At 73.5% G+C, this 19897-nt stretch carries 18 protein-coding genes; 11 read left to right on the top strand and 7 right to left on the bottom strand.

Features of this window, described 5'->3' with window-relative positions:
• Positions 1-282: 282 nt before the first annotated feature.
• The 6 genes from BU52_RS12970 to BU52_RS12945 all read left to right on the top strand — a co-directional run bounded on the left by BU52_RS12970 (position 283) and on the right by BU52_RS12945 (position 5768).
• A complete protein-coding gene (locus BU52_RS12970) occupies positions 283-711 on the top strand; it encodes a hypothetical protein (RefSeq protein WP_037932861.1) in 429 nt (142 codons plus the stop codon).
• A 220-nt stretch (positions 712-931) separates the two neighbouring features.
• Entirely contained in the window at positions 932-1723 is a 792-nt protein-coding gene (locus BU52_RS12965) for a DUF3152 domain-containing protein (RefSeq protein WP_037932859.1), read from the top strand.
• 171 nt (positions 1724-1894) lie between these two features.
• Positions 1895-2512: an RNA polymerase sigma factor gene (locus tag BU52_RS12960; RefSeq protein WP_037932857.1), complete on the top strand. Its 618-nt coding sequence runs from the start codon at positions 1895-1897 to the stop codon at positions 2510-2512.
• Positions 2513-2721: 209 nt separating this feature from the next.
• Positions 2722-3648, top strand: coding sequence for a hypothetical protein (locus BU52_RS34720; protein WP_037932855.1), 927 nt, complete (start codon positions 2722-2724; stop codon positions 3646-3648).
• Positions 3649-4032: 384 nt separating this feature from the next.
• Positions 4033-4695 carry an RNA polymerase sigma factor gene (locus BU52_RS12950; RefSeq protein WP_037932853.1) on the top strand — a complete coding sequence of 221 codons (663 nt, stop codon included), beginning with the start codon at positions 4033-4035 and terminating at the stop codon, positions 4693-4695.
• The gene (locus BU52_RS12945; RefSeq protein WP_037932851.1) at positions 4695-5768 is read left to right on the top strand and encodes a hypothetical protein; all 1074 of its coding nucleotides are present in this window, start codon (positions 4695-4697) and stop codon (positions 5766-5768) included. The genes BU52_RS12950 and BU52_RS12945 overlap by 1 nt, the downstream gene beginning before the upstream one ends.
• Positions 5769-5955: 187 nt before the next feature.
• On the opposite strand, the gene BU52_RS12940 is transcribed toward BU52_RS12945, so the two are convergent.
• Positions 5956-6789 carry a L,D-transpeptidase family protein gene (locus BU52_RS12940; protein ID WP_051858154.1) on the bottom strand — a complete coding sequence of 278 codons (834 nt, stop codon included), beginning with the start codon at positions 6787-6789 and terminating at the stop codon, positions 5956-5958.
• Positions 6790-7093: 304 nt separating this feature from the next.
• Between BU52_RS12940 and BU52_RS12935 the strand changes: the two genes are divergently transcribed.
• Together BU52_RS12935 and leuE are read left to right on the top strand one after the other, a co-directional pair.
• Positions 7094-8692, top strand: a complete 1599-nt coding sequence (locus tag BU52_RS12935; RefSeq protein ID WP_037932850.1) for an acyl-CoA mutase large subunit family protein — start codon at positions 7094-7096, stop codon at positions 8690-8692.
• 65 nt (positions 8693-8757) lie between these two features.
• The gene (leuE, locus tag BU52_RS12930) at positions 8758-9408 is read left to right on the top strand and encodes a leucine efflux protein LeuE (protein ID WP_037932848.1); all 651 of its coding nucleotides are present in this window, start codon (positions 8758-8760) and stop codon (positions 9406-9408) included.
• Positions 9409-9426: 18 nt separating this feature from the next.
• On the opposite strand, the gene BU52_RS12925 is transcribed toward leuE, so the two are convergent.
• The 6 genes from BU52_RS12925 to BU52_RS12900 form a co-directional block, all read right to left on the bottom strand.
• A complete protein-coding gene (locus BU52_RS12925; protein WP_037932846.1) occupies positions 9427-10521 on the bottom strand; it encodes an acyltransferase in 1095 nt (364 codons plus the stop codon).
• Between the two features lie 88 nt (positions 10522-10609).
• The gene (locus BU52_RS12920) at positions 10610-11965 is read right to left on the bottom strand and encodes a polysialyltransferase family glycosyltransferase (protein ID WP_037932844.1); all 1356 of its coding nucleotides are present in this window, start codon (positions 11963-11965) and stop codon (positions 10610-10612) included.
• Between the two features lie 3 nt (positions 11966-11968).
• Positions 11969-12934 (bottom strand): glycosyltransferase family 2 protein, encoded by a 966-nt coding sequence (locus BU52_RS12915; RefSeq protein WP_037932842.1) that lies wholly within the window; start codon positions 12932-12934, stop codon positions 11969-11971.
• 123 nt (positions 12935-13057) lie between these two features.
• The gene (locus BU52_RS12910) at positions 13058-13255 is read right to left on the bottom strand and encodes a hypothetical protein (RefSeq protein WP_037932839.1); all 198 of its coding nucleotides are present in this window, start codon (positions 13253-13255) and stop codon (positions 13058-13060) included.
• A 559-nt stretch (positions 13256-13814) separates the two neighbouring features.
• Positions 13815-15146, bottom strand: a complete 1332-nt coding sequence (locus tag BU52_RS12905) for a polysialyltransferase family glycosyltransferase (RefSeq protein WP_037932837.1) — start codon at positions 15144-15146, stop codon at positions 13815-13817.
• Positions 15146-16132 (bottom strand): glycosyltransferase family 2 protein, encoded by a 987-nt coding sequence (locus tag BU52_RS12900; RefSeq protein WP_037932835.1) that lies wholly within the window; start codon positions 16130-16132, stop codon positions 15146-15148. The genes BU52_RS12905 and BU52_RS12900 overlap by 1 nt, the downstream gene beginning before the upstream one ends.
• Positions 16133-16331: 199 nt before the next feature.
• Between BU52_RS12900 and BU52_RS12895 the strand changes: the two genes are divergently transcribed.
• Genes BU52_RS12895 through BU52_RS12885 form a run of 3 tightly spaced genes read left to right on the top strand, consistent with a single transcriptional unit; the run spans position 16332 to position 19877 of the window.
• Positions 16332-17663 (top strand): DUF6716 putative glycosyltransferase, encoded by a 1332-nt coding sequence (locus tag BU52_RS12895; protein ID WP_037933022.1) that lies wholly within the window; start codon positions 16332-16334, stop codon positions 17661-17663.
• A gap of 44 nt (positions 17664-17707) precedes the next feature.
• On the top strand, positions 17708-18925 hold the full coding sequence (locus BU52_RS12890; protein ID WP_037932833.1) for an N-acylneuraminate cytidylyltransferase: 1218 nt from the start codon (positions 17708-17710) through the stop codon (positions 18923-18925).
• A 13-nt stretch (positions 18926-18938) separates the two neighbouring features.
• Complete coding sequence (locus tag BU52_RS12885; RefSeq protein WP_037932832.1) at positions 18939-19877, top strand: N-acetylneuraminate synthase family protein; 939 nt, start codon at positions 18939-18941, stop codon at positions 19875-19877.
• Positions 19878-19897: the final 20 nt, after the last annotated feature.

Below are 19897 nucleotides of genomic sequence, written 5' to 3'. Positions count from 1 at the left end.
ACCCCACCCCTAGACAAGGAACATGGACACCACCTGTTCCACAGGTGGCACTCACACAGCGCCAAGTGCTGGCCAAACGTCACAGTCGTGGTCACGGGACCCGTGCATCCCCCCGACGGGCCTTCACGGACGTACGAGAGGTCGAAAAGTTGTACAGGGACTGCGAGTTGACCGTGTGGGGATCGCCACGTCCGTGACCCGTGACGATCGTGGCGCGGCGCCCGCTTGGTCTGCCGGGGACCCGCCCGGGGCCCCGGCAGCCGAGCGGAGGGGCGGTGTCCCATGGAAGGGGCGGACGAGCGAGCGCCGGGCGCGCGACAGATGCGTCCGTACGCGGCGGACTTCGTCACCCGGACGACCGCCCGCAGCCGGCTCCCGCTGGACTACTCCGTCGCCAGCCTGCGCGTCGTGGACGCCCTGGTCGACGGGCTGCGCAAGGGCGGGGCCGACCGTGAACGGGTGCGTGGGACGCTGTTCGGGCTCGGCGCGTACGTCGGTGAGGTGCTGGTGCGCCGCGCGGGCGGCGTGTGGGTGGACTTCGACGAGGACCAGCGCGCGTACTTCGGCCAGTCGGTCGGGGTGCGGATGCCGGACGGCCGCGTCTGGAACCCGGTCGGCAAGGTGCACAACCGGTTCGAGGCGGGCCGTCAGGAGTCCCTGCAGACCTTCTACCTGGTGCTGCACGGGCGGGCCGGGCGGACCGCCGCCTGACGGACGAACACAGTGACATGGGGGGATTCCCGTCGTGGGGAAGCGTGACGGACGTGGGGAACGACGAGGGAGCGGGGAGGGGCGCGGAGGCGGAGACCGGCGGGGGCGTGGAGACCGGCGCGGGAGCGGACCCGGACGCGGCTCCGCGCGGGGACGGTCACGGGCCGGAGGGCGGCGCTGGACACGGACCGTACCGGCCGGGCTGGTCTTCGCGGCCGTGATGGTCGCCTCGGGAGCCGCCGTCGCGTACTACCAGGACCAGCGGGGAGCCGCCACCGACGGCACGGCCGCGGTGACCGGGGACATGCTGGAGGGCAACATCCGCGCGACCGGCGCCGCCCCCGCGCCGCGCCCCTCGGACAGCCCCGAGCCGTCCCCCTCGCCCTCCGCGCCCTCCGCGTCCCCGTCCGCCTCCGCCCCGGCGTCGTCCGCGCCGGCCGGCATCCCCGCCACCGGCCCCGGCACCTTCACCACCGCCCGGGCCGACGGAACGGTCGTCGGCACCGGCGGTCACGTCCGGCGTTACATGGTGCTGGTCGAGGACGGCATCGACGTCCCGGCGAGCGAGGCCGCCGCCGAGGTCTCCGCGGTCCTGGCCGACCGCCGGGGCTGGACCCGGGACGGTGTGAACGCCTTCCGGCTCGTCGGCTCCGCTCCCTACGACTTCGTTGTGAAGATCGCCACGCCCGGCACGACGGACCGTATCTGCGGCGCCGCCGGCCTGCTGACCCGCGGTGAGGTGAACTGCAGCGTGGGCAAGGACGTGGTGGTCAACCTCAAGCGGTGGGTGCTGGGTTCGCCGCAGTTCGACGGCCCGATCGGCGAGTACCGCGCGCTGATCGTCAACCACGAGGTCGGCCACCGCATCGGACACGGCCACGAGGGCTGCCCCGGACCGGGACGCCCGGCCCCGGCGATGATGCAGCAGATCAAGGGGTTGCAGGGTTGTGTCGCCAACGCCTGGCCCTACGAGCGGGACGGCTCCTATCTCGGCGGCCCCGCCGTCCCCTGACCGCAGGTCGGCGGCGCCGGCCGGCCCGGACGCGGCGCACGCGCCGTCCGACGGGCTGTGACACTTTCGTCGCCCCGAACGCTGATGACCGTGGGGGTGTGGGCGACGTCGGACGTGCTCACGCCAAGCGATAGCGATGCGCTACCCGCTCGGTACGGACGAGGACGGTTCTTGGGCCACGGAGGGGAATCCCGCCGCACACAGGCGTACGACGGGGAGCTGGGCGCGGCCGTCGCGCGGGCCCAGAAGGGGGACGAGGCCGCCTTCACGGTGGCCTACCGCCTCGTGCAGCCCGGACTGCTCGGGTATGTGCGCGGGCTGGTCGGGGACGACGCCGAGGACGTGATGTCGGACGCGTGGCTGGAGATAGCCCGCGACCTGGGGAGGTTCCAGGGCGACGGGGCCGGCTTCCGGGGCTGGACGGCGACCATAGCGCGGCACCGGGCACTGGACCACCTGCGCCGGCAGCGCGTACGGCCCCGTGCGTCGACGCTGGAACAGGACGTACTGGACCTGCCCGGGCCGCAGAGCACCTACGACCAGGCCATGGAGTCCATGTCCACCGAGTACGCCCTCGAACTGGTCGGCGGGCTGCCGCGGGACCAGGCCGAGGCCGTGCTGCTGCGGGTGGTCGTCGGTCTCGACGGCCCCGCCGCCGCCCGTGTCCTCGGCAAGCGGCCGGGCGCGGTACGGACGGCCGCGTACCGGGGTCTGAAACGCCTGGCCAAACAGCTCGGCGTCGAAAGTGTGACGGATAAGGCGTCGCGGACGCTGGGTGATTCGACATGAACGTGGGCCGGGACGGCGGGCGGCGTGGCGACGCCCGGTCCGGACCGCCCGGTCCCGGCGGCCCACGACGGCCCCCGGGGGCCGGGCGCTGAACAGGCCGGACACGCGGAACGTATCCGTCGGTCCGGGCGGCGCCGCCCACGTGGGCACGCCGCACGGGCGCGGCGTGCCGCGCGAGTCGAGTGGATCGAGCAGGGACGGGATCGCACATGGGTGAACGGCGGAGCGACGGCGGGCGGGCCGGCCGTCGGCGTGCGCACCCTGAGGGCACGGCGGCCGCGCAGGGCCGTCCGGCTCCCGTCCTCGGCGGCCGGCGTGCCGTCGACGCGGCCGAACTGGAGGCGCTGCTGGCCGCCGCGCTGATCCGCGGCGGCGTGGACGCCGGGGCCGAGGAGCGGGCCGTCGCCGCGTTCGTTGCCGCCCGGGAGTCGGGGGCGCATGGCGCGCGCACCCGGCGCCGGGACGACTGGCGGGCCCGCCGGTGGCGGTTCGGCAGCCACTCGCTCAAGGCCACGCTCTCCGCGCTGGTCGCCGGCCTCACCCTGAGCGGGGTCGCGGTCGCCGGGATCGGCGTGACGGGCTCCTCGACGGACGGACCGGCCGAGGACGGCAGGAGCACCCGCGTGCCGTCCGACGTCACCGCCCCGGCCACCCCGAAGTCCGCCGGCCCCGGCGCCGGCTCCGGCCGGCCGGACCCGGACCACCCGGGCACGGCCCGGGACACCGAGGCCCACTGCCGTGCCTACGAGCAGGTCGGGGGGCGCGGCGAGGCGCTGGACGCGACGGCCTGGAAGCGGCTCACGGAGGCCGCGGGCGGCGCGGCGCGCGTCGACGCCTACTGTGCCGACCGGCTCGAACCGGACACGGCGCGGCCCAGCAGCACCGGGACGCCTGGGAACGGGAACACCGACGGGACGGACAGGGCCGGGAACGGCGCCCCGGGCAACACGGGTGAGGGCGCCCCGGGCACCCCGGGTGACGCCGCGGACGGCAACGCGGGCAGCGGAGCCGGCCCCGCGGACGACGCGGCGGGCGCGGACAACGCGGACAACGGGGAGAACCCGGACGCCGGCTCCGGTGGCGTCGGCGGTTCGGGCGCGGGCAAGCCCGCAGATCAGGGCGCCCAGAACCCGTGACGCGCGCACCGCGGGGCTGTTGAGGGGATGAACGGACGAGCACCCGCCCGTGTCGCTGCCGCCGAGGCAACGGCCGAGGCCGCCACCCCCCACAGGAGAGGCCCCGGCCGTCGCGCGGCACGGGCCGCGCGGCGACCCGTACTCTCTACAGCGCCAGGGGGGCGTGATCTGTCACACCCTCCCGTGTCACGGGTCAGTTGCATTGTGGACGGACATGGACGGGGCGGGGATTCACGCCGTAACGTGCCTTTCGCGCCAGGCTGCGACGCGGACACATGACCACGACCGCCGCGGCCGGAGACCGCAACCATCGATTGAGTGACCACGACGGCGAGAACCCGGTCCGCGAGAGCGGCGCCGGTTGAGGCGCAAAGAGGGTGCGCGGTGCTGGGGGACGACGCGGAGATGACCGCCGCGGTGCGTGCGGCACAGGACGGGGACGAGACCGCGTTCCGCACGGTGTACCGCGCTGTGCACCCGCGGCTGCTGGGATACGTCAGGACACTGGTCGGGGAGCCCGACGCCGAGGACGTGACGTCCGAGGCGTGGCTGCAGATCGCCCGTGACCTGGAGCGGTTCACCGGCGACGCGGACCGGTTCCGCGGGTGGGCCGCGCGCATAGCCCGCAATCGCGCACTGGACCACATACGCATGCGCGGGCGCCGCCCCGCGATCGGGGGCGACGAGACCGAGCTCACCGGCCGGGCCGCCGAGTCCGACACCGCGGGCGAGGCGATCGAGGCGCTCGCCACCGACGGCGCGTTCTCCCTGATATCCCGGCTGCCGCAGGACCAGGCCGAGGCCGTCGTCCTGCGCGTGGTGGTGGGCCTCGACGCCAAGTCCGCCGCCGAGACGCTGGGCAAGCGTCCCGGCGCCGTGCGGACGGCCGCCCACCGGGGGCTGAAGCGGCTGGCGGAGCTGCTCGGTGACGATCCGGAATCGGCCGGGGTGCTGGACGCCCTTCCGTCCCAGAGAGAACCACGCCGTCGTACGGTGACGTCCGCGAGTGTGACGCAGATGCGAACGCGGACGCAGAAGGACATGTGATGGCCGACGAGCAGGACAGGTGGCTGGACCGCGCGACCGCGGAGCGCTTGCTGAACGGAGAGCCACCCGAAGCTGCCGACCCCGCCGTCCGTGACCAGGCCGAACGGCTCACCGGAACCCTGCGCGCGCTCTCCGGCCCCCCTCCCCCGGCCGACGGTGAACTCCCCGGTGAGGCTGCCGCACTGGCCGCCTTCCGCGCGTGGCGGGAGGAACGCCGGGCGCGGACCGGCGCGGACCGGGACACCGCTCACCAGGCCGGCGCGAAGGCCCCCGACCTCGGTCCGGTCCGTATCGGCGCCTCCCGCGACGATCGTTCCGGAACCGCGGACGGGCCCCGAAGGCGGCGGCCCCTGCGCCTCGGACTGGCGGCCGCGCTGGCCGCCGGCCTGGTCGGTGGCGCCGCGGTCCTGGCCGGTGCCGGAGTCCTGCCCGTGCCGTCCGACGAGACCCGGTCCGGCCCCGCGGCCTCCGCCGCCGCCACCCACCCCGGGCGCCCGGTGCCGTCGTCCCCGCCGGAGGACGGCGGAGCCACGCCCAAGGGAGCGCACTCGGAGAGCGCCGAGGGGCGGGGCCAGGACGGGGCGGATACCCGGGGCGGGGACACCGACGCGCCGGGTAAGCGCCGCCCGGACGCCGTCGACCCCACGGCCCGTCCGGGACGTGGCGGGAAGCTGATCGCGTCGGCCTGTCGCGCCTGGCGCGACGGCAAGCAGCTGAACGGCGAGCGCAAGCGCCTCCTCGAGGACGCGGCGGGCGGCCCCTCCCGAGTCGGCGGGTACTGCGCGCAGGCGCTGTCCACGGAGGACACGGAGAACACGACGGAGAACACCGAGAACACGGAGAAGGCGAACGGCGCGCCGGGTACCGAGGGCACGGGACGGACCAAGGGCGCGGACGACCCCGGTTCCGGGGCCGGGAACGGCACCGGCGAGGGCACCGGCAAGGAAGAGAACGGCGGCAAGGGCAACGGCAAGGGCGACGGCACCGGCCGGGGCGCGGACAAGGGCAACGGCGCCGGCAAGGGCGCGAGCGGGCAGCAGGACCACGGCAAAGCGCCCGGAAACCAGCCCTGACCTGCTTTTTTGTCGGCCGCCGGAATTCCTTCGCCAACGGGTGTGACACTTCTGGCCGCCGTGACGCAGTACTGAGTGAGCCGACTGGTCATCGGCCGTCGCACGGAGCCGGGGTTCCCCCCGTACCCACGGCTCGTGCACCTGGCGCGGGCGGGACACGTTCCCCCGGTCCCGCCCGCGCCCCATCTCACCAGTGCACGACGACCTTGTCGCCGCCCCGCACCTGCCCGTACAGCCGGGCGATCCCCTCCTCGTCCCGTACGTTGACGCAGCCGTGCGAGGCGCCGGCGTACCCCCGCGCGGCGAAGTCGGCCGAGAAGTGCACGGCCTGGCCGCCGCTGAAGAACATGGCGTACGGCATGGGGGAGTCGTAGAGCGTGGACACGTGGTGCCGGGACTTCCAGTAGATGCGGAAGACACCCTCACGGGTCGGTGTGTACTCGGAGCCGAAGCGCACCGGCATCGTCGACACCGTGCGGCCGTCGATCATCCAGCGCAGCGTGCGGGTCGACTTGCTGATGCACAGCACCCGGCCGGAACGGCAGCGCGGGTCGGGCGCGTCGGCCGGCTGGCCGCCCATCAGGTACAGCTCCCACCTGCCCGGCTCGCGCGTCATGGCGAGCAGCCGCTGCCAGGTGACGGTGTCGGTCACCCCGGTCCCCGGCAGTCCGCGCTTGCCCTGGAAGCCCCGGACCGCCTTCACCGTCAGCTCGTCGTACGTCCCCGTGGGCCCATGGAAGATCCAGGCGACCTGCCGCAGCCGGGCCTGCAGTTCGCGCACGTCCGGCCCGGAGTCGCCGGGGGACCACAGCACGCGCGGCGCCCGCCCTGCCGACGGGGCTCCGGAAGGGGACGGACCCCCGTCCGGAGCCCGGGACGCCGGCGGGGACGGCGTCCGGCCAGGCACCTCGATCCGCACCGGTGACCGCCCCTCCCCGTCGGAGGGCTGCACGGTGCAGCCGACGGCACACGCCGCGAGGGCGGTGAACGCCGCGAGAGTGCCGGTCCCCTTCCTCCTCATGCCCGTACTACGCACCCAAGCCCCCCGTCGTCTCAGCGGTCCGCGCCCGGATTTCACCAGAGATTTTCCCCGGAGATGACCGCCGCCGAACAAAGAGGCATGGTGGTGAGTGACCGGCAGGACGACCACCGGGGCGGACGCTGTGAGCGAGGCCCCATCACGGCTGTGAGGAAGGTCCCAGCGTGCCCCCCTGCACCGGGCCGCACGCGCACCGCTACAGTCCGTCGCAGGTCGGCCTGTACCGGCACCACGACAACCGACGGGTATTGGGCGAGCAACGCCGCTCAGCGGGAGGCATCACACCATGGCGCGCGAGTCGGGCAGTGCCCGATCCACCGAGAGTGGACTGCCCATCGAACCGGTCTACGGACCGGACGCTCTCGAGGGCTGGGACCCGGCCGAGAAGCTGGGCGAGCCGGGGACGTACCCCTTCACCCGGGGCGTGTACCCGACGATGTACACGGGCCGGCCCTGGACCATGCGCCAGTACGCCGGTTTCGGCACGGCGACCGAGTCCAACGCCCGCTACCAGCAGCTGATCGCCAACGGCACGATGGGCCTGTCGGTCGCCTTCGACCTGCCCACCCAGATGGGCCACGACTCCGACGCCCCGATCGCCTCCGGCGAGGTCGGCAAGGTGGGCGTCGCCATCGACTCGATCGACGACATGCGGGTGCTGTTCGGCGGGATCCCGCTGGACAAGGTCTCCACGTCGATGACGATCAACGCCCCCGCCGCCCTCCTGCTGCTCCTGTACCAACTCGTCGCCGAGGAGCAGGGCGTCAGCGCCGACAAGCTCACCGGCACGATCCAGAACGACGTGCTGAAGGAGTACATCGCGCGGGGCACGTACATCTTCCCGCCGAAGCCCTCCCTCCGGCTGATCGCCGACATCTTCAAGTACTGCAGGGCCGAGATCCCGAAGTGGAACACGATCTCGATCTCCGGCTACCACATGGCCGAGGCCGGGGCCTCCCCCGCGCAGGAGATCGCGTTCACCCTCGCCGACGGCATCGAGTACGTCCGCACCGCGGTCGCGGCCGGCATGGACGTGGACGACTTCGCCCCGCGCCTGTCCTTCTTCTTCGTGGCCCGCACGACGATCCTGGAGGAGGTCGCCAAGTTCCGCGCGGCCCGCAGGATCTGGGCCCGGGTGATGAGGGAGGAGTTCGGCGCGAAGAACCCCAAGTCGCTGATGCTGCGCTTCCACACGCAGACGGCCGGGGTCCAGCTGACGGCCCAGCAGCCTGAGGTCAACCTGGTGCGCGTCGCCGTCCAGGGCCTGGGGGCGGTGCTCGGCGGCACCCAGTCGCTGCACACCAACTCCTTCGACGAGGCGATCGCCCTCCCGACCGACAAGTCCGCCCGCCTCGCCCTGCGCACCCAGCAGGTCCTCGCCTACGAGACGGACGTGACGGCGACCGTCGACCCGTTCGCGGGTTCCTACGTCATCGAGAAGATGACCGACGACGTCGAGGCGGCGGCCGTCGAGCTGATGCAGAAGGTCGAGGACCTCGGCGGCGCGGTCAACGCCATCGAGCACGGCTTCCAGAAGAACGAGATCGAGCGCTCCGCCTACCGCATCGCCCAGGAGACCGACTCCGGCGAGCGCGTCGTGGTCGGCGTCAACCGCTTCCAGCTCGACGAGGAGGAGCCCTACGAGCCCCTGCGCGTCGACCCCGCCATCGAGGCCCAGCAGGCCGACCGCCTGGCGAAACTCCGCGCGGAGCGCGACCAGCAGGCGGTCGACTCCGCCCTCGCCGCCCTGAAGAAGGCGGCGGAGGGCGAGGACAACGTCCTGTACCCGATGAAGGATGCCCTGAAGGCCCGGGCGACGGTCGGCGAGGTCTGCAACGCGCTGCGGGAGATCTGGGGCACGTACGTGCCGACCGACGCGTTCTGAGGCGCCTTCTCGCAGACTGGGACACCCCTGGCGGGAGTGTCGCACCCTTGTGCGACACTCCCCCCATGTTCGGCGTCATCGACCTTCCCACCTACTTGGCGGGGCTCGTCCTCATCGTCCTGCTGCCGGGGCCCAACTCGCTCTACGTCCTCTCCGTCGCCGCCCGCAAGGGCGTCCGTACCGGTTATGCGGCGGTGGCCGGCGTCTTCACCGGGGACGCCGTCCTGATGACGCTGACGGCGCTCGGCGCGGCCTCGGTGCTCAGTACCACGCCGCTGCTGTTCCTGGTGGTCAAGTACGCCGGCGCCGGATACCTGGCGTGGATGGCGTATGGCATGCTGCGCTCGGCGTGGCACATGTGGAAGACGCCGGGCGGGCCGGCACCGGCCGAGGTGCCCGCGGTCGCGCCCGCGGAGGAACGTCCCTACCGCCGCGCCCTGGTGGCGTCGCTGCTCAACCCGAAGGCGATCCTCTTCCTGATCTCCTTCTTCGTGCAGTTCGTCGACCCCGGCTACGCCTACCCCGCGCTCTCCTTCGTCGTCCTGGGCGCGCTGCTCCAGACGGCCAGCTTCCTTTACCTGTCGCTGCTGATCTTCGGCGGCACCCGGCTGGCCGACGCCTTCCGCCGCAGGCGGCGGCTGGCGGCCGGTGCCACCTCGGCGGCCGGTGCCCTGTTCCTGGGCTTCGCGGCGAAGCTGTCCCTGGCGAGCGCCTGAGCGTACGGGGGCGCCCGGTCAGCCGAGCAGGCGGCGCAGGTTCAGCTTCCCCCACAGCAGGCTGGCGGCGAACGACAGCACCATGACCGCGACCAGCAGGCCGGTCAGGAGCAGTCCCGCCGCCGGCCCGCTCAGATCCGGCGACACCAGGGGAGCGGCGATCTCCTCGATGAACAGCACGTGCACCATGTACGCGCCCAGTGCGGCGCCGGCCAGCCTCTTCAGCGGGGGCCGCCACGTCTCCGGCACCCGGATCCGGCTGATCAGGAGCAGGACGCAGACGCTCATGGCGGCGACGAACAGGTGCGCGTTGGGCATCACGTAGTGGACCCGCGTGTTGTACCAGAGCGCCCCGGCCATCGTGAGCGGCAGCAGCACGAACAGGGGCCACCGCCACCGCACGGCTCCGGCCGGCAGAGCGAGCAGCAGGGCGCCGCCCACCGCGTACACCAGGGCGTAGGTGTTGAACCCCCAGGCCGACGCGGGCATGCCGCGGCCCGTCACCTCGGTGACCGTGGTGAGCACACTGGGCAGGACCGCGATGCCCAGCAGTGCCGCGCCCAGCCCCCAGGGCCGCTTCCCCGCCTTGATCAGCATCGCGAAGGCCAGCAGCGCGATGACCGGGATGTAGGTGTACATGAACCACAGGTGGTAGGCGGGCTGGACGGAGCCGAACAGGGAGTTCGTCGCCAGCTCCGTCATGGGGCGGTCGTTGCGGTCGCGCAGCCAGGCCCAGAGCAGGTAGATGGCCGTCCACACGAACAGCGGGACGGTGTTGCGGACGATCCGCTGCCACATGCGCGCGCTGTCGCGCGGCGGCGCGCCGACGAGGACCGCCCAGCCCGCGATGGCGAAGTACAGGGGGACGGCGAAGGGGTTGACCGCCTCGGCGACGTGTCCCGCCCAGTAGGTCCCGGAGCCGCCTGCCGGGTCGTTGCCGGTGGAGTGGATGAACTGGGCACCCACGTGGCCCACCATGATGGTGGCCGAGCAGATCAGCCGCATCAGGTCGATGTCGAAGCGGTGTTCCCGCGGGGCGGCGGTGGTCTCTCCCGGGAGGGAGCCGGCACCGCCCTTCTGCTGGGGCAGGCGTACGGCGATGTCGTTGAGCACCGCGTCACTCTGAGGCGGCGCGGTGTACGGGAGTTGACGAGTGGATGGCACCTCCGTGGCCGGTGCGTCTCGGTTGGCGGCACGCGCGTCACCCCTTGCGGGTGCCCCGGCGCACCGCTCTGCCCACCACGCGCTTCGCGCGGGCGGCCCGGATCCTGGCGCGGGTGCGGGGGGTGCTGCCGGGCAGGGACAGCTCGGCCAGGCGCAGCTCGGGGAAGTAGTGGCCGGGTGTGTCCGCCAGGTGGGCGCGGAGCCAGTCCGCCGTCGGCTCCCGCAGGCTCGCGTACGTCTTGGGCTGCATGCAGAAGCCGATCGACCGGACCAGCGGGGACAGGGTGTCCGGGGCCGGGCCCACGACGGCCGGGGTGTCCCCCCGCTCCAGGTCCGGCACCAGGTGGTCGATCACGGCCAGTGGCACCCGGTTGCTGTTCGGGTAGGGCTGGAGGCGGCCCATCACCAGCTCGGTCCCGACCCGGGCGACCGGCACGCCGTAGTAGGCGGACGCGGTGACCATGGCCGTCGAGAAGCAGCCCACGACGAGCTCGGGACGGCAGTGGTGGTACAGCGTCTCGGCCAGCAGCGGCGCGTCCAGCACGGTGAGCCGCACGCCCGCGTCCGCCGCGGCCTTGCTCAGCGCCGCCGAGTAGCCGGCGGGGGCGGTCGGATGGGGCTTGAACACCACGGACCGGTGCCCGGCGCGCACGGCCCCGGTGAGCATGCGGACGTGGAGGTCCTCCTCCTCCCGCGCGCTCAGGATGTTGATCGCCGCCAGGTACTGGCCGAGGAGCACCGCCGTCGGCGCCTCGTCGAGCACGGGCGCGAGCCGCGTGTCGTCCGCCGCGTCCCGGGAGATCCCGTCCAGCACGCCCCGGAACGCCCCGTCCGGCACGATGACCGGTTCGACCCCGTACTCGGACAGCAGCAGCGGCCGCAGGCCCGGGATCAGATCGAGGTGGAGCAGCCGCCGGATGCGGCGCGCGACGGTCAGCGGCAGCTTCTCCCGGGTCGGGCCGTAGCTCATCAGACCGTCGGCGTACACGTCGACGGCGGACTCGGAGAAGATCGCCGCCAGGGCGCGGGCGGGGTTGACCTGGATCGACTCGACGGCGAGTTCCACCGTCGCGTGGTCGTCGATGCCCCACAGCAGCCGGAACGCGCGTTGCCACAGCACCGTGTCGTTGCCGCGCGGACCCCAGGTGCTCGGGTGGTACGGGCTGATCGCCTCGTTCCAGCTCACCACCGTGTCGAAGCGGCCCGCCAGCGGGTCGTAGCCGTGCATCTCGTCCAGGCGCAGCGCGGTCTCCGGTACGGCGGCGTTGTTGGAGACCAGCAGGACGCGCCGGGCCTCGTCGCGCGGGCCGAACAGTCCCGCGTCCAGCGCCGCGGCCAGGGTGGCCGCTCCGTAGAGGGTCGAGACCTGGAAGATCTGAGTCGTGCGGTGCATGGGTCAGGCAGCCTTCCGCCCGTCACGCAGGCGGCTGAGCAGCCTGCTCCGGGTGCTGTCGATGGTGGCGAGGGTCTCCTCCAGCGCCTGCTGGGGCATCCGGTGCAGCGCGTCCCGCGCCTCGCGGCGCAGCCGCTGGGCCGCCGCGGGCTCGTACTCGTCCGCCTTGCCGACGTGGAAGGCGATCATGGCGCAGTAGGTGCGTACGGCCTTGAGGAGGAAGCGGTCGGTCTCCGGGTCGTCGCGCAGGTCCCGCAGCAGCAGGTCGTACGCCGGGATGAAGTCCAGCTGGCGGGAGTCCTTGATCTGGGTGAGGGAGGTCGCCACGCCGCGCCGGTAGAACACCCCGTGCAGTCCCAGGGACGCGTACGTCCGGGCCTTCAGGTGCAGCCGCCAGATCCACAGCCGGTCCTCGGCGGTGCGCAGTTCGGTGACGAAACGCATCCCTCCGTCGGCGAAGAGGTGCCGGCGGTAGATGCCCGCCCAGACGAACGGGTAGTCGACCATCGTCTCCGTGTCGACGGGTGTGATCCCGTCGCGCGGATCCATCACCGCGTTGCGCAACCTGGCCGGGGGCCGCTTGATCACCCGCTCGGTGCCGGTGACCCGGACGTGGTCGGTGCGGGCGAAGTCGCAGCCCAGCTCCTCCATCGCCCGCACCATCCCGGCGAGGTGGCGGGGGCCGTACCAGTCGTCGCCGTCGAGGAACGTGAGGAACTCGCCGCCGGCCGCGTCGATTCCGGTGTTGCGGGCCTGGGCTATGCCCCTGTTCGTCTCGTGCCGGATCACCCGCGCGCCCGGGAGCTTCTCCGCCCAGCGGTCGATCACCCAGGGTGTGGCGTCCGTGGAGCAGTCGTCGACGAGCAGGAACTCGAAGTCCGGGTGCGCGTTGGCGGCGAGACTGCGCAGGGTGCTCTCCGCGAACGCCTCCACGTTGTGCATCGGGACGACGACGGACAGTTTCGGCACGTGGTTCTCTCTTTCGGGGCTCGATGCGGCGGGGGGTGCGGTGCGTCAGGTCCGGCCGAAGGTCTCCCCGAGTTCGCCGAGGTCGCACCGGGTGGTCCGCCCAGGGCGAGCTCCAGCCCGTCGTCACCCGTCGGCCGACGGGGCGTCGAGGGCGGCGGCGAGGACACCGATCGCGCGGGTGGGGCGGGCGCCGAGGGGAGCGGACCGGTCGTTCCGTGCCGCGAGATGCCCACCGCACAGGCGCAGACCCCGGGCGTACGGCTCCCGCCTGGCGGTCTCCTTCTGCCGAGCCGTGAACAGGTGCGCCAGGGGGTACGTCATACCTTCCACCGTCCTCCTGTCGGAGGCCGAATGTGCCCCAGCGCGGCGTTCGGCCGGTGGCATCCGCATGGACGACGGGTGAACAGTCCCCCTCGAACAGTCGGCCGCGCGCCGGGCGTTCGCGCGGCCCTGTGCCCGCAGGCCGGCCGCGGTGAACGGTCCGCCCGGGTGCGCCCCGGCGGACCGGGCCGACCCGGGACGCGCCGCGCCGCCCGGCCGGACCCGCGGCGCGTCCCGGGCCGGCGGGAGCGGGCCGGGACCGGGCCTTGACGGCCGGCGCCCCGGTTGCCGGGGCTGCCGTGCGTGGGGCCACGGTGCGTGGGTGGTGTCCGGCGTTCCGCGCCGCCCGGACGGACGCACCGCGCGTCCCGGGCCGGCGGGAGCGGTCCGGGACCGGTCTCCGTCGACCGGTGCCCCGGCAGACGGCCCCGCGCCTTCCTGCCGTACCGGCGTCGGAGGCTCCCTCGGGCGGGCCTCCGACGGACCTCGGCGCCGGGCCGGGGCGGGTGACTCCGGAGCGCGCCGGGGGCCGGCGGTGCCTTCCGACGGGACCGCACGGCTACCCCCGCACGGCCTTCTTCAGCGCCCGCGCCCGCCGCACCACCCGGCGCGCGGTGGCGTTGCGCGGCAGGAACGCCAGCGGCTCAGGGATGCCGCCGGGCAGCCCGAGCGAGGTGAGCCGCTTGCGCCGGAACCAGCGCCGGGTGCGCGGGTGGCCCGCGTGCCGTGCGAGGTACCGTTCCGCGACCGGGCGCAGGGACGGGCGGAGCCGCGGCCGCATGGTGAAGCCGAGCGCGGTGACCAGGTCGGCCGGCTCACCGGCCGCGAGCGCCTCCGCGCTCCCGGGCTCCGGACCCGGCAGCAGCGCGTCCGCGAGGACGGCCGCGACCCGGTGGCCGTTCTGGTACGGCGTCAGCCGATCGAGGAGCCACCCGGTACCCACGCGGGCGACCGGCAGACCGTAGAACGCGGACGCCGTGAACAGCGCGGTCGAGGAGCAGCCGACGACCAGCGCAGGACGGAACCTCTCGAACAGCACCTCGGCGAGCACGGGAACGTCGAGCACGGTGAGGTCCACCCCGAGCCGCTCCGCCTCGGCCCGCAGTGCGCGGACGTGCCGGGCCGCGGAGGCGGGGTGCGGCGCGAACACCGCCGCGCGGTGCCCGCGTCCGGCCGCGCCCCGCAGCATCCGCACGTGCAGGTCGTCCTCCTCCGCGGGCGAGGGGATGCCGAGCGCGGACAGGCACTGGCCGACCAGCAGCGCCGCGCCGTCCGGCACCGGGGGCAACCCGTCGACGGCCGCGGACATGTCCCCGACCACCTTCAGGAAGGCGTCCGTCGGCACCGCCCGCGCCGGCACGCCGAACTCGGCCAGCAGCATCGGCGTCAGACCCGGCACCAGGTCCAGGTGGAGCACCTGCCGCACCCGGGTGCCGATCAGCGGGTCGAGCTTGCCCCGCGTGGGACCGTAACCCGCCGTCCCCCCGGCGTGGACGTGCACCGGGGCCCCGGTGAACACCTGGGCCACCGCCAGGGCCGGAGGAACGTCCGCGGACTCCAGCACCAGCTCCACGCGGTCGTCGCCGAGCCCCCACAGCAGCCGCAGATGCCGCTCCAGGAGCGGGACGTCACCGGCGCGGGGCGTCCAGGCCGCCGGGTGGAACGGCCGGACCGCCTCGTTCCAGGACAGCACCTCGTCGAAGTGGGAGCGCAGCGGCGCGAAGCCCGGTATCTCCCCGGGCGCCGGCGCGGCCTCCGGGACGGCGGAGGCGTCGCAGTACAGCAGCACCCGCCGCTCCGCCCGCGGGAGGCAGCCGGACCCGGCCGCGGCCGCCAGCGTGGCCACGCCGTACGGCGTCGACGCGCAGAAGATCTGGGTGGTGCGGGACATCAGGCGGTTCCCTTCCTCGTGCCGGGCCGGCGCCGAAGCCGCCGCAGCCGGGCGGAGCGGTGCGGGTCCATGGTGTCCAGTACGCCGTCGAGCACGTCCTGCGGCATCCGCCGGAGCGCGGCCGCGCTCATCGACCGCAGCCGCCTGGCCACGGCGGGCTCGAACTTGTCCTCCTCGGCCAGGTGGTGGGCGATGACCGCGCAGTACGTCCGCACCGCCTTGGGCAGCAGCCGGCTCGCGTCCCGGTCCGCCGACGTCTCCTCGACGACCTGGTCGAAGGCGCGGATGAAGTCGAGCTGGCGGGCATCGCCGGTCCGGGTCAGGGAGGTGGCCACCCCGCGCCGGTAGAACACGCCCAGCAGGTCGACCACGGCGAACGACTCCGCCTCCCGGTGCAGCCTCCAGGCCCACGGCCGGTCCTCCGCCGTGTGCAGCCCCTCGGTGAAGTGCAGCAGGCCCCGCTCCAGCAGCCGCCGGTGATGGATGCCGGCCCAGACGTACACGTAGTCCACCGAGGTCGTCCGGTCGGCGGGCAGGATCGCGTCCCGCGGGTCCAGCACCTCGCCGCGCAGGCCCACCGGCACCCGGCGCACGGTGCGGGCGCGGTCGGTGACCTGCACCATGTCCGTGCGGACGAAGTCGCAGCCCAGTTCCTCGGCGGCCGCCACCAGGCCGGACAGATGACGCGGCGCCAGCCAGTCGCCGGCGTCCAGGAAGGCCAGGTACTCGCCGCCCGCCGCGTCCAGCCCGGTGTTGCGCGCGGTGGCGACCCCGCCGTTGCGGTCGTGGCGGATGAGGCGGACCTGGGCGACCCGTGAGAGGTCCTCGGCCGCGCGCTCGAGAATCGCTCGGGTCCCGTCCTGGGAATGGTCGTCGACCAGAATGAATTCGAAGTCCTTCCGGGCGTTCGCGCGCAAACTCCTGAGGGTGTCCGGTGCGTATTGCCGGACATTGTGGAACGGGACGATCAGCGAAAGCTTCGGCACTCGCGAAACTCTAGGAGGGTCGCCCGGTTCGGCAACTTTCCGATGACCGTACGAGGGGTGAACTCCGTGTGTCAGTACGGTGTATCGCACCTACGTACCGCGTTTCCGCGGGCCGGTTCGGCTCGCGGTGGGATGTTGTTAACTCTTCGTTGATGCACGGTTGGGCCATACCTAGAATTCGCTTCCTAGCGTCTTGGGCGTGCCAGCAAGTGCAATGAAGCCCCTCAGGGTGGCGGTCCTCGCGGATTCCGACACCCGGTGGAAATGGGGCGCCCTCACCGCGAACCGCGTCACGCCGCGGGAGTTCCGCATGGACGGATATCTCCTGCGGGGCCGCGCCACGCCCACGCCCCGCCAGCTCGGCGAGGTGGGGGTCCGCGCGGACTCCCTCCGGGAGGTCACCGCGGCCGAGTTCCTGCGCGCGATGCGGGAGGAGCCGTACGACGTCCTCGTGCTCGCCCTGGTCGGCGGGGGCGTCCAGGCGATGCTGCACGGGCTGAAGCGGGCCTGGGAGGACCGGCCCGGGCGGCCCGTCGTCGTCACCGGATACGTCGGTGTCGTCTACGAGAAGCTCACCGACGGCCTGCTGCTGCGCCACGGCGCCGACCTCGTGCTCGCCAACTCCCGCCACGACGCGGACCGTTTTCGCGCCGTGTACGAGGGAGTGGGCGCCGACGCCGGCTCGGTGACCGAGGTCGCGCTGCCGTTCCTCGGCGGCGCCGCCCACACCGGCGGACACGAGCCGTCCGCGAAGCAAGGGCGCAGGCCCTGCACGGTCGTGTTCGCCGCCCAGCCCTCCGTGCCGGACAACCGCGGGGACCGCGCCTACCTGCTGGAGCGGCTGGTACGGCACGCCCGCCTCCACCCGGAGCGCGAGGTGCTGCTGAAGCTGCGCTCCAAGCCCGGTGAACACACCACGCACATCGAGGAACTGCCCTACCAGAAGCTGTCCCAGCGGCTCGACCTCCCCGCCAACCTCCGGCTGGTCTACGGGCACATGGGCGAGGTCCTGGACCGGACCGACCTGCTCGTCACGGTCAGCTCCACGGCCGCCCTGGAGTCGCTGCACCGCCGCATCCCCACCGCGGTCCTCACCGACCTCGGCATCCGGGAGGCGCTCGGCAACCACCACTTCGTCGGCTCCGGCTGCCTCGCCTCCTGGGACCAGCTCGACGCGGGGCACCGGCCGGAGCCCGACGCCCGGTGGGTGGCACGGCAGGGCGTCGCCACGGACGGGGCGTACGAGACGGCCTTCGACACCGCGCGGGCACGCATCACCGGCCTGCTCGGCCGCCCCGGCGGACTCCCGCCCCTGACCCCGTACTACACGCCGGTCACCGCGCCCGGCTACCTGCCCGGCATCCTCGCCCGCCACCACCTCGGCCCGGACGGCGCGCCGTTGCCCGGCGCACCCGCCGCCGACAAGGAGCCCGGACCGGTCCGGCAGATCGTGCGCCGGGCGGCGCGCGGGGCCTACCGGCACGGCGTGCAGCGCGTGGCCCCGGTGATCCGCCGGATGGGCGACCTGTGACCGCCCGGACCGCCGCCCCGAACACCGCTCGAGGAGCTGATCCCATGTCCAACCCGCCGGTGGTACGCCGGGTGCTCGCCGTGATCCCCGCGCGCGGCGGCTCCAAGGGCGTGCCCGCCAAGAACCTCGCCCCCGTCGGCGGCGTCCCCCTGGTGGTGCGCGCCGTGCGCGAGTGCCGGGCCGCGCGCAACGTCACGGACGTGGTCGTCTCCACCGACGACCAGGCCATCGCGGCCGCCGCGCGGCAGGCCGGCGCCGAGGTCGTCCTGCGGCCCGCCACCATCGCCGGTGACACCGCCACCTCCGAGGCCGCCGTCCTGCACGCCCTGGACGCCCACGAGGCCCTGCACGGCGCCCCGGTGGACGTGGTGCTGCTCGTCCAGTGCACCAGTCCCTTCCTGGTCCGCGAGGACGTCGACGCCGTGGCCGCCGCGGTGGCCCACGGGGACGCCGACACGGCCGTCACCGTCGCCCCGTTCCACGGCTTCGTCTGGCGCGCCGACGACGACGGGGGGACCGGGGGCGGCCACGGCGTCAACCACGACAAGTCCTTCCGCCCCCGCCGCCAGGACCGCCCCCAGGACTTCCTGGAGACCGGCGCCGCCTACGCCATGGACGCCGCGGGCTTCCGCGAGCAGCGGCACCGCTTCTTCGGCCGCACCGAACTGGTGCGCACCGACCCGGCCCGCGTGCTGGAGATCGACGACCCGCACGACCTCGACCGGGCCCGGGCCCTCGCGCCGCTCTTCGACGCGGCCCTCCCCGGAGCCCTCCCGACCGCGCACGACGTCGACGCGGTCGTCCTCGACTTCGACGGCACCCAGACCGACGACCGGGTGCTGATCGACTCCACCGGACAGGAGTTCGTCGCCGTGCACCGCGGCGACGGTCTCGGCATCGCCGCCCTGCGCAGGAGCGGTCTGCGGCTGCTCGTCCTGTCCACCGAGCAGAACCCGGTCGTCGCCGCCCGCGCACGCAAGCTCCGCATCCCCGTGCTGCACGGCGTCGACCGCAAGGACCTCGCACTGAAGCAGTGGTGCGAGGAGCAGGGCATCGCGCCGGAGCGCGTGCTCTACGTCGGCAACGACGTCAACGACCTCCCGTGCTTCGCCCTCGTCGGCTGGCCCGTGGCGGTCGCGAGCGCCCACGACGCCGTACGCGGCGCCGCACGCGCCGTCACCACCCTGCGTGGCGGTGACGGCGCGATCCGGGAGATCGCCGGCTGGATCCTCGGCCCCTCCCTCGATTCCCTCCCCAGGTAAGGAAACCCCGGTCATGAGCACCAACTCCCGCATCCGCACCCTCGGTACCCGCGAGGCCGGCCCCGGCCGCCCCGTCTACGTCACCGGCGAGATCGGCATCAACCACAACGGCGACATCGAGAACGCCTTCAAGCTGATCGACGCCGCCGCCGAGGCCGGCTGCGACGCCGTGAAGTTCCAGAAGCGCACGCCGGAGATCTGCACCCCGCGCGACCAGTGGGACATCGAGCGCGACACCCCCTGGGGCCGCATGACGTACATCGACTACCGCCACCGCGTGGAGTTCGGCGAGGACGAGTACCGGCAGATCGACGCGTACTGCAGGAAGAAGGGCATCGACTGGTTCGCCTCCCCGTGGGACACCGAGGCCGTCGCCTTCCTGGAGAAGTTCGACGTGCCCGCCCACAAGGTGGCCTCCGCCTCCCTCACCGACGACGAGCTGCTGCGCGCCCTGCGCGCCACCGGCCGCACGATCATCCTCTCCACGGGCATGTCCACCCCGAAGCAGATCCGCCACGCGGTCGAGGTCCTGGGCAGCGACAACATCCTGCTCTGCCACGCCACCTCGACCTACCCGGCGAAGGCCGAGGAGCTCAACCTCCGTGTGATCAACACCCTCCAGCAGGAGTACCCGAACGTCCCGATCGGCTACTCCGGCCACGAGACGGGCCTGCAGACCACCCTCGCCGCCGTCGCCCTCGGTGCCGCGTTCGTCGAGCGCCACATCACGCTCGACCGCGCCATGTGGGGCTCCGACCAGGCCGCCTCCGTGGAGCCGCAGGGCTTGACCCGCCTGGTGCGCGACATCCGCACCATCGAGGCGTCCCTCGGCGACGGCGTGAAGAAGGTCTACGAGTCCGAGCTGGGCCCGATGAAGAAGCTGCGCCGCGTCACCGGCGTGGTCGCCGAGGCGGAGATCGCCACCGCCGCGGGCGAACCGCTGTCCGTCTGACCCGGACCCGACCCGGTCCA

This window comes from Streptomyces toyocaensis (assembly GCF_000725125.1).
Classification (GTDB): domain Bacteria; phylum Actinomycetota; class Actinomycetes; order Streptomycetales; family Streptomycetaceae; genus Streptomyces; species Streptomyces toyocaensis.
This window is presented reverse-complemented; position numbering and strand designations above follow the sequence as displayed.

What these genes read in the sequence shown, in the direction of transcription:
- BU52_RS12970 (WP_037932861.1), top strand. Translation starts at nt 283, where the DNA reads ATGGAAGGGGCGGACGAGCGAGCGCCGGGCGCGCGACAGATGCGTCCG.
- BU52_RS12965 (WP_037932859.1), top strand. Translation starts at nt 932, where the DNA reads ATGGTCGCCTCGGGAGCCGCCGTCGCGTACTACCAGGACCAGCGGGGA.
- BU52_RS34720 (WP_037932855.1), top strand. Translation starts at nt 2,722, where the DNA reads ATGGGTGAACGGCGGAGCGACGGCGGGCGGGCCGGCCGTCGGCGTGCG.
- BU52_RS12945 (WP_037932851.1), top strand. Translation starts at nt 4,695, where the DNA reads ATGGCCGACGAGCAGGACAGGTGGCTGGACCGCGCGACCGCGGAGCGC.
- BU52_RS12940 (WP_051858154.1), bottom strand. Translation starts at nt 6,789, where the DNA reads ATGAGGAGGAAGGGGACCGGCACTCTCGCGGCGTTCACCGCCCTCGCG.
- BU52_RS12935 (WP_037932850.1), top strand. Translation starts at nt 7,094, where the DNA reads ATGGCGCGCGAGTCGGGCAGTGCCCGATCCACCGAGAGTGGACTGCCC.
- leuE (WP_037932848.1), top strand. Translation starts at nt 8,758, where the DNA reads ATGTTCGGCGTCATCGACCTTCCCACCTACTTGGCGGGGCTCGTCCTC.
- BU52_RS12920 (WP_037932844.1), bottom strand. Translation starts at nt 11,965, where the DNA reads ATGCACCGCACGACTCAGATCTTCCAGGTCTCGACCCTCTACGGAGCG.
- BU52_RS12910 (WP_037932839.1), bottom strand. Translation starts at nt 13,255, where the DNA reads ATGACGTACCCCCTGGCGCACCTGTTCACGGCTCGGCAGAAGGAGACC.
- BU52_RS12905 (WP_037932837.1), bottom strand. Translation starts at nt 15,146, where the DNA reads ATGTCCCGCACCACCCAGATCTTCTGCGCGTCGACGCCGTACGGCGTG.
- BU52_RS12890 (WP_037932833.1), top strand. Translation starts at nt 17,708, where the DNA reads ATGTCCAACCCGCCGGTGGTACGCCGGGTGCTCGCCGTGATCCCCGCG.
- BU52_RS12885 (WP_037932832.1), top strand. Translation starts at nt 18,939, where the DNA reads ATGAGCACCAACTCCCGCATCCGCACCCTCGGTACCCGCGAGGCCGGC.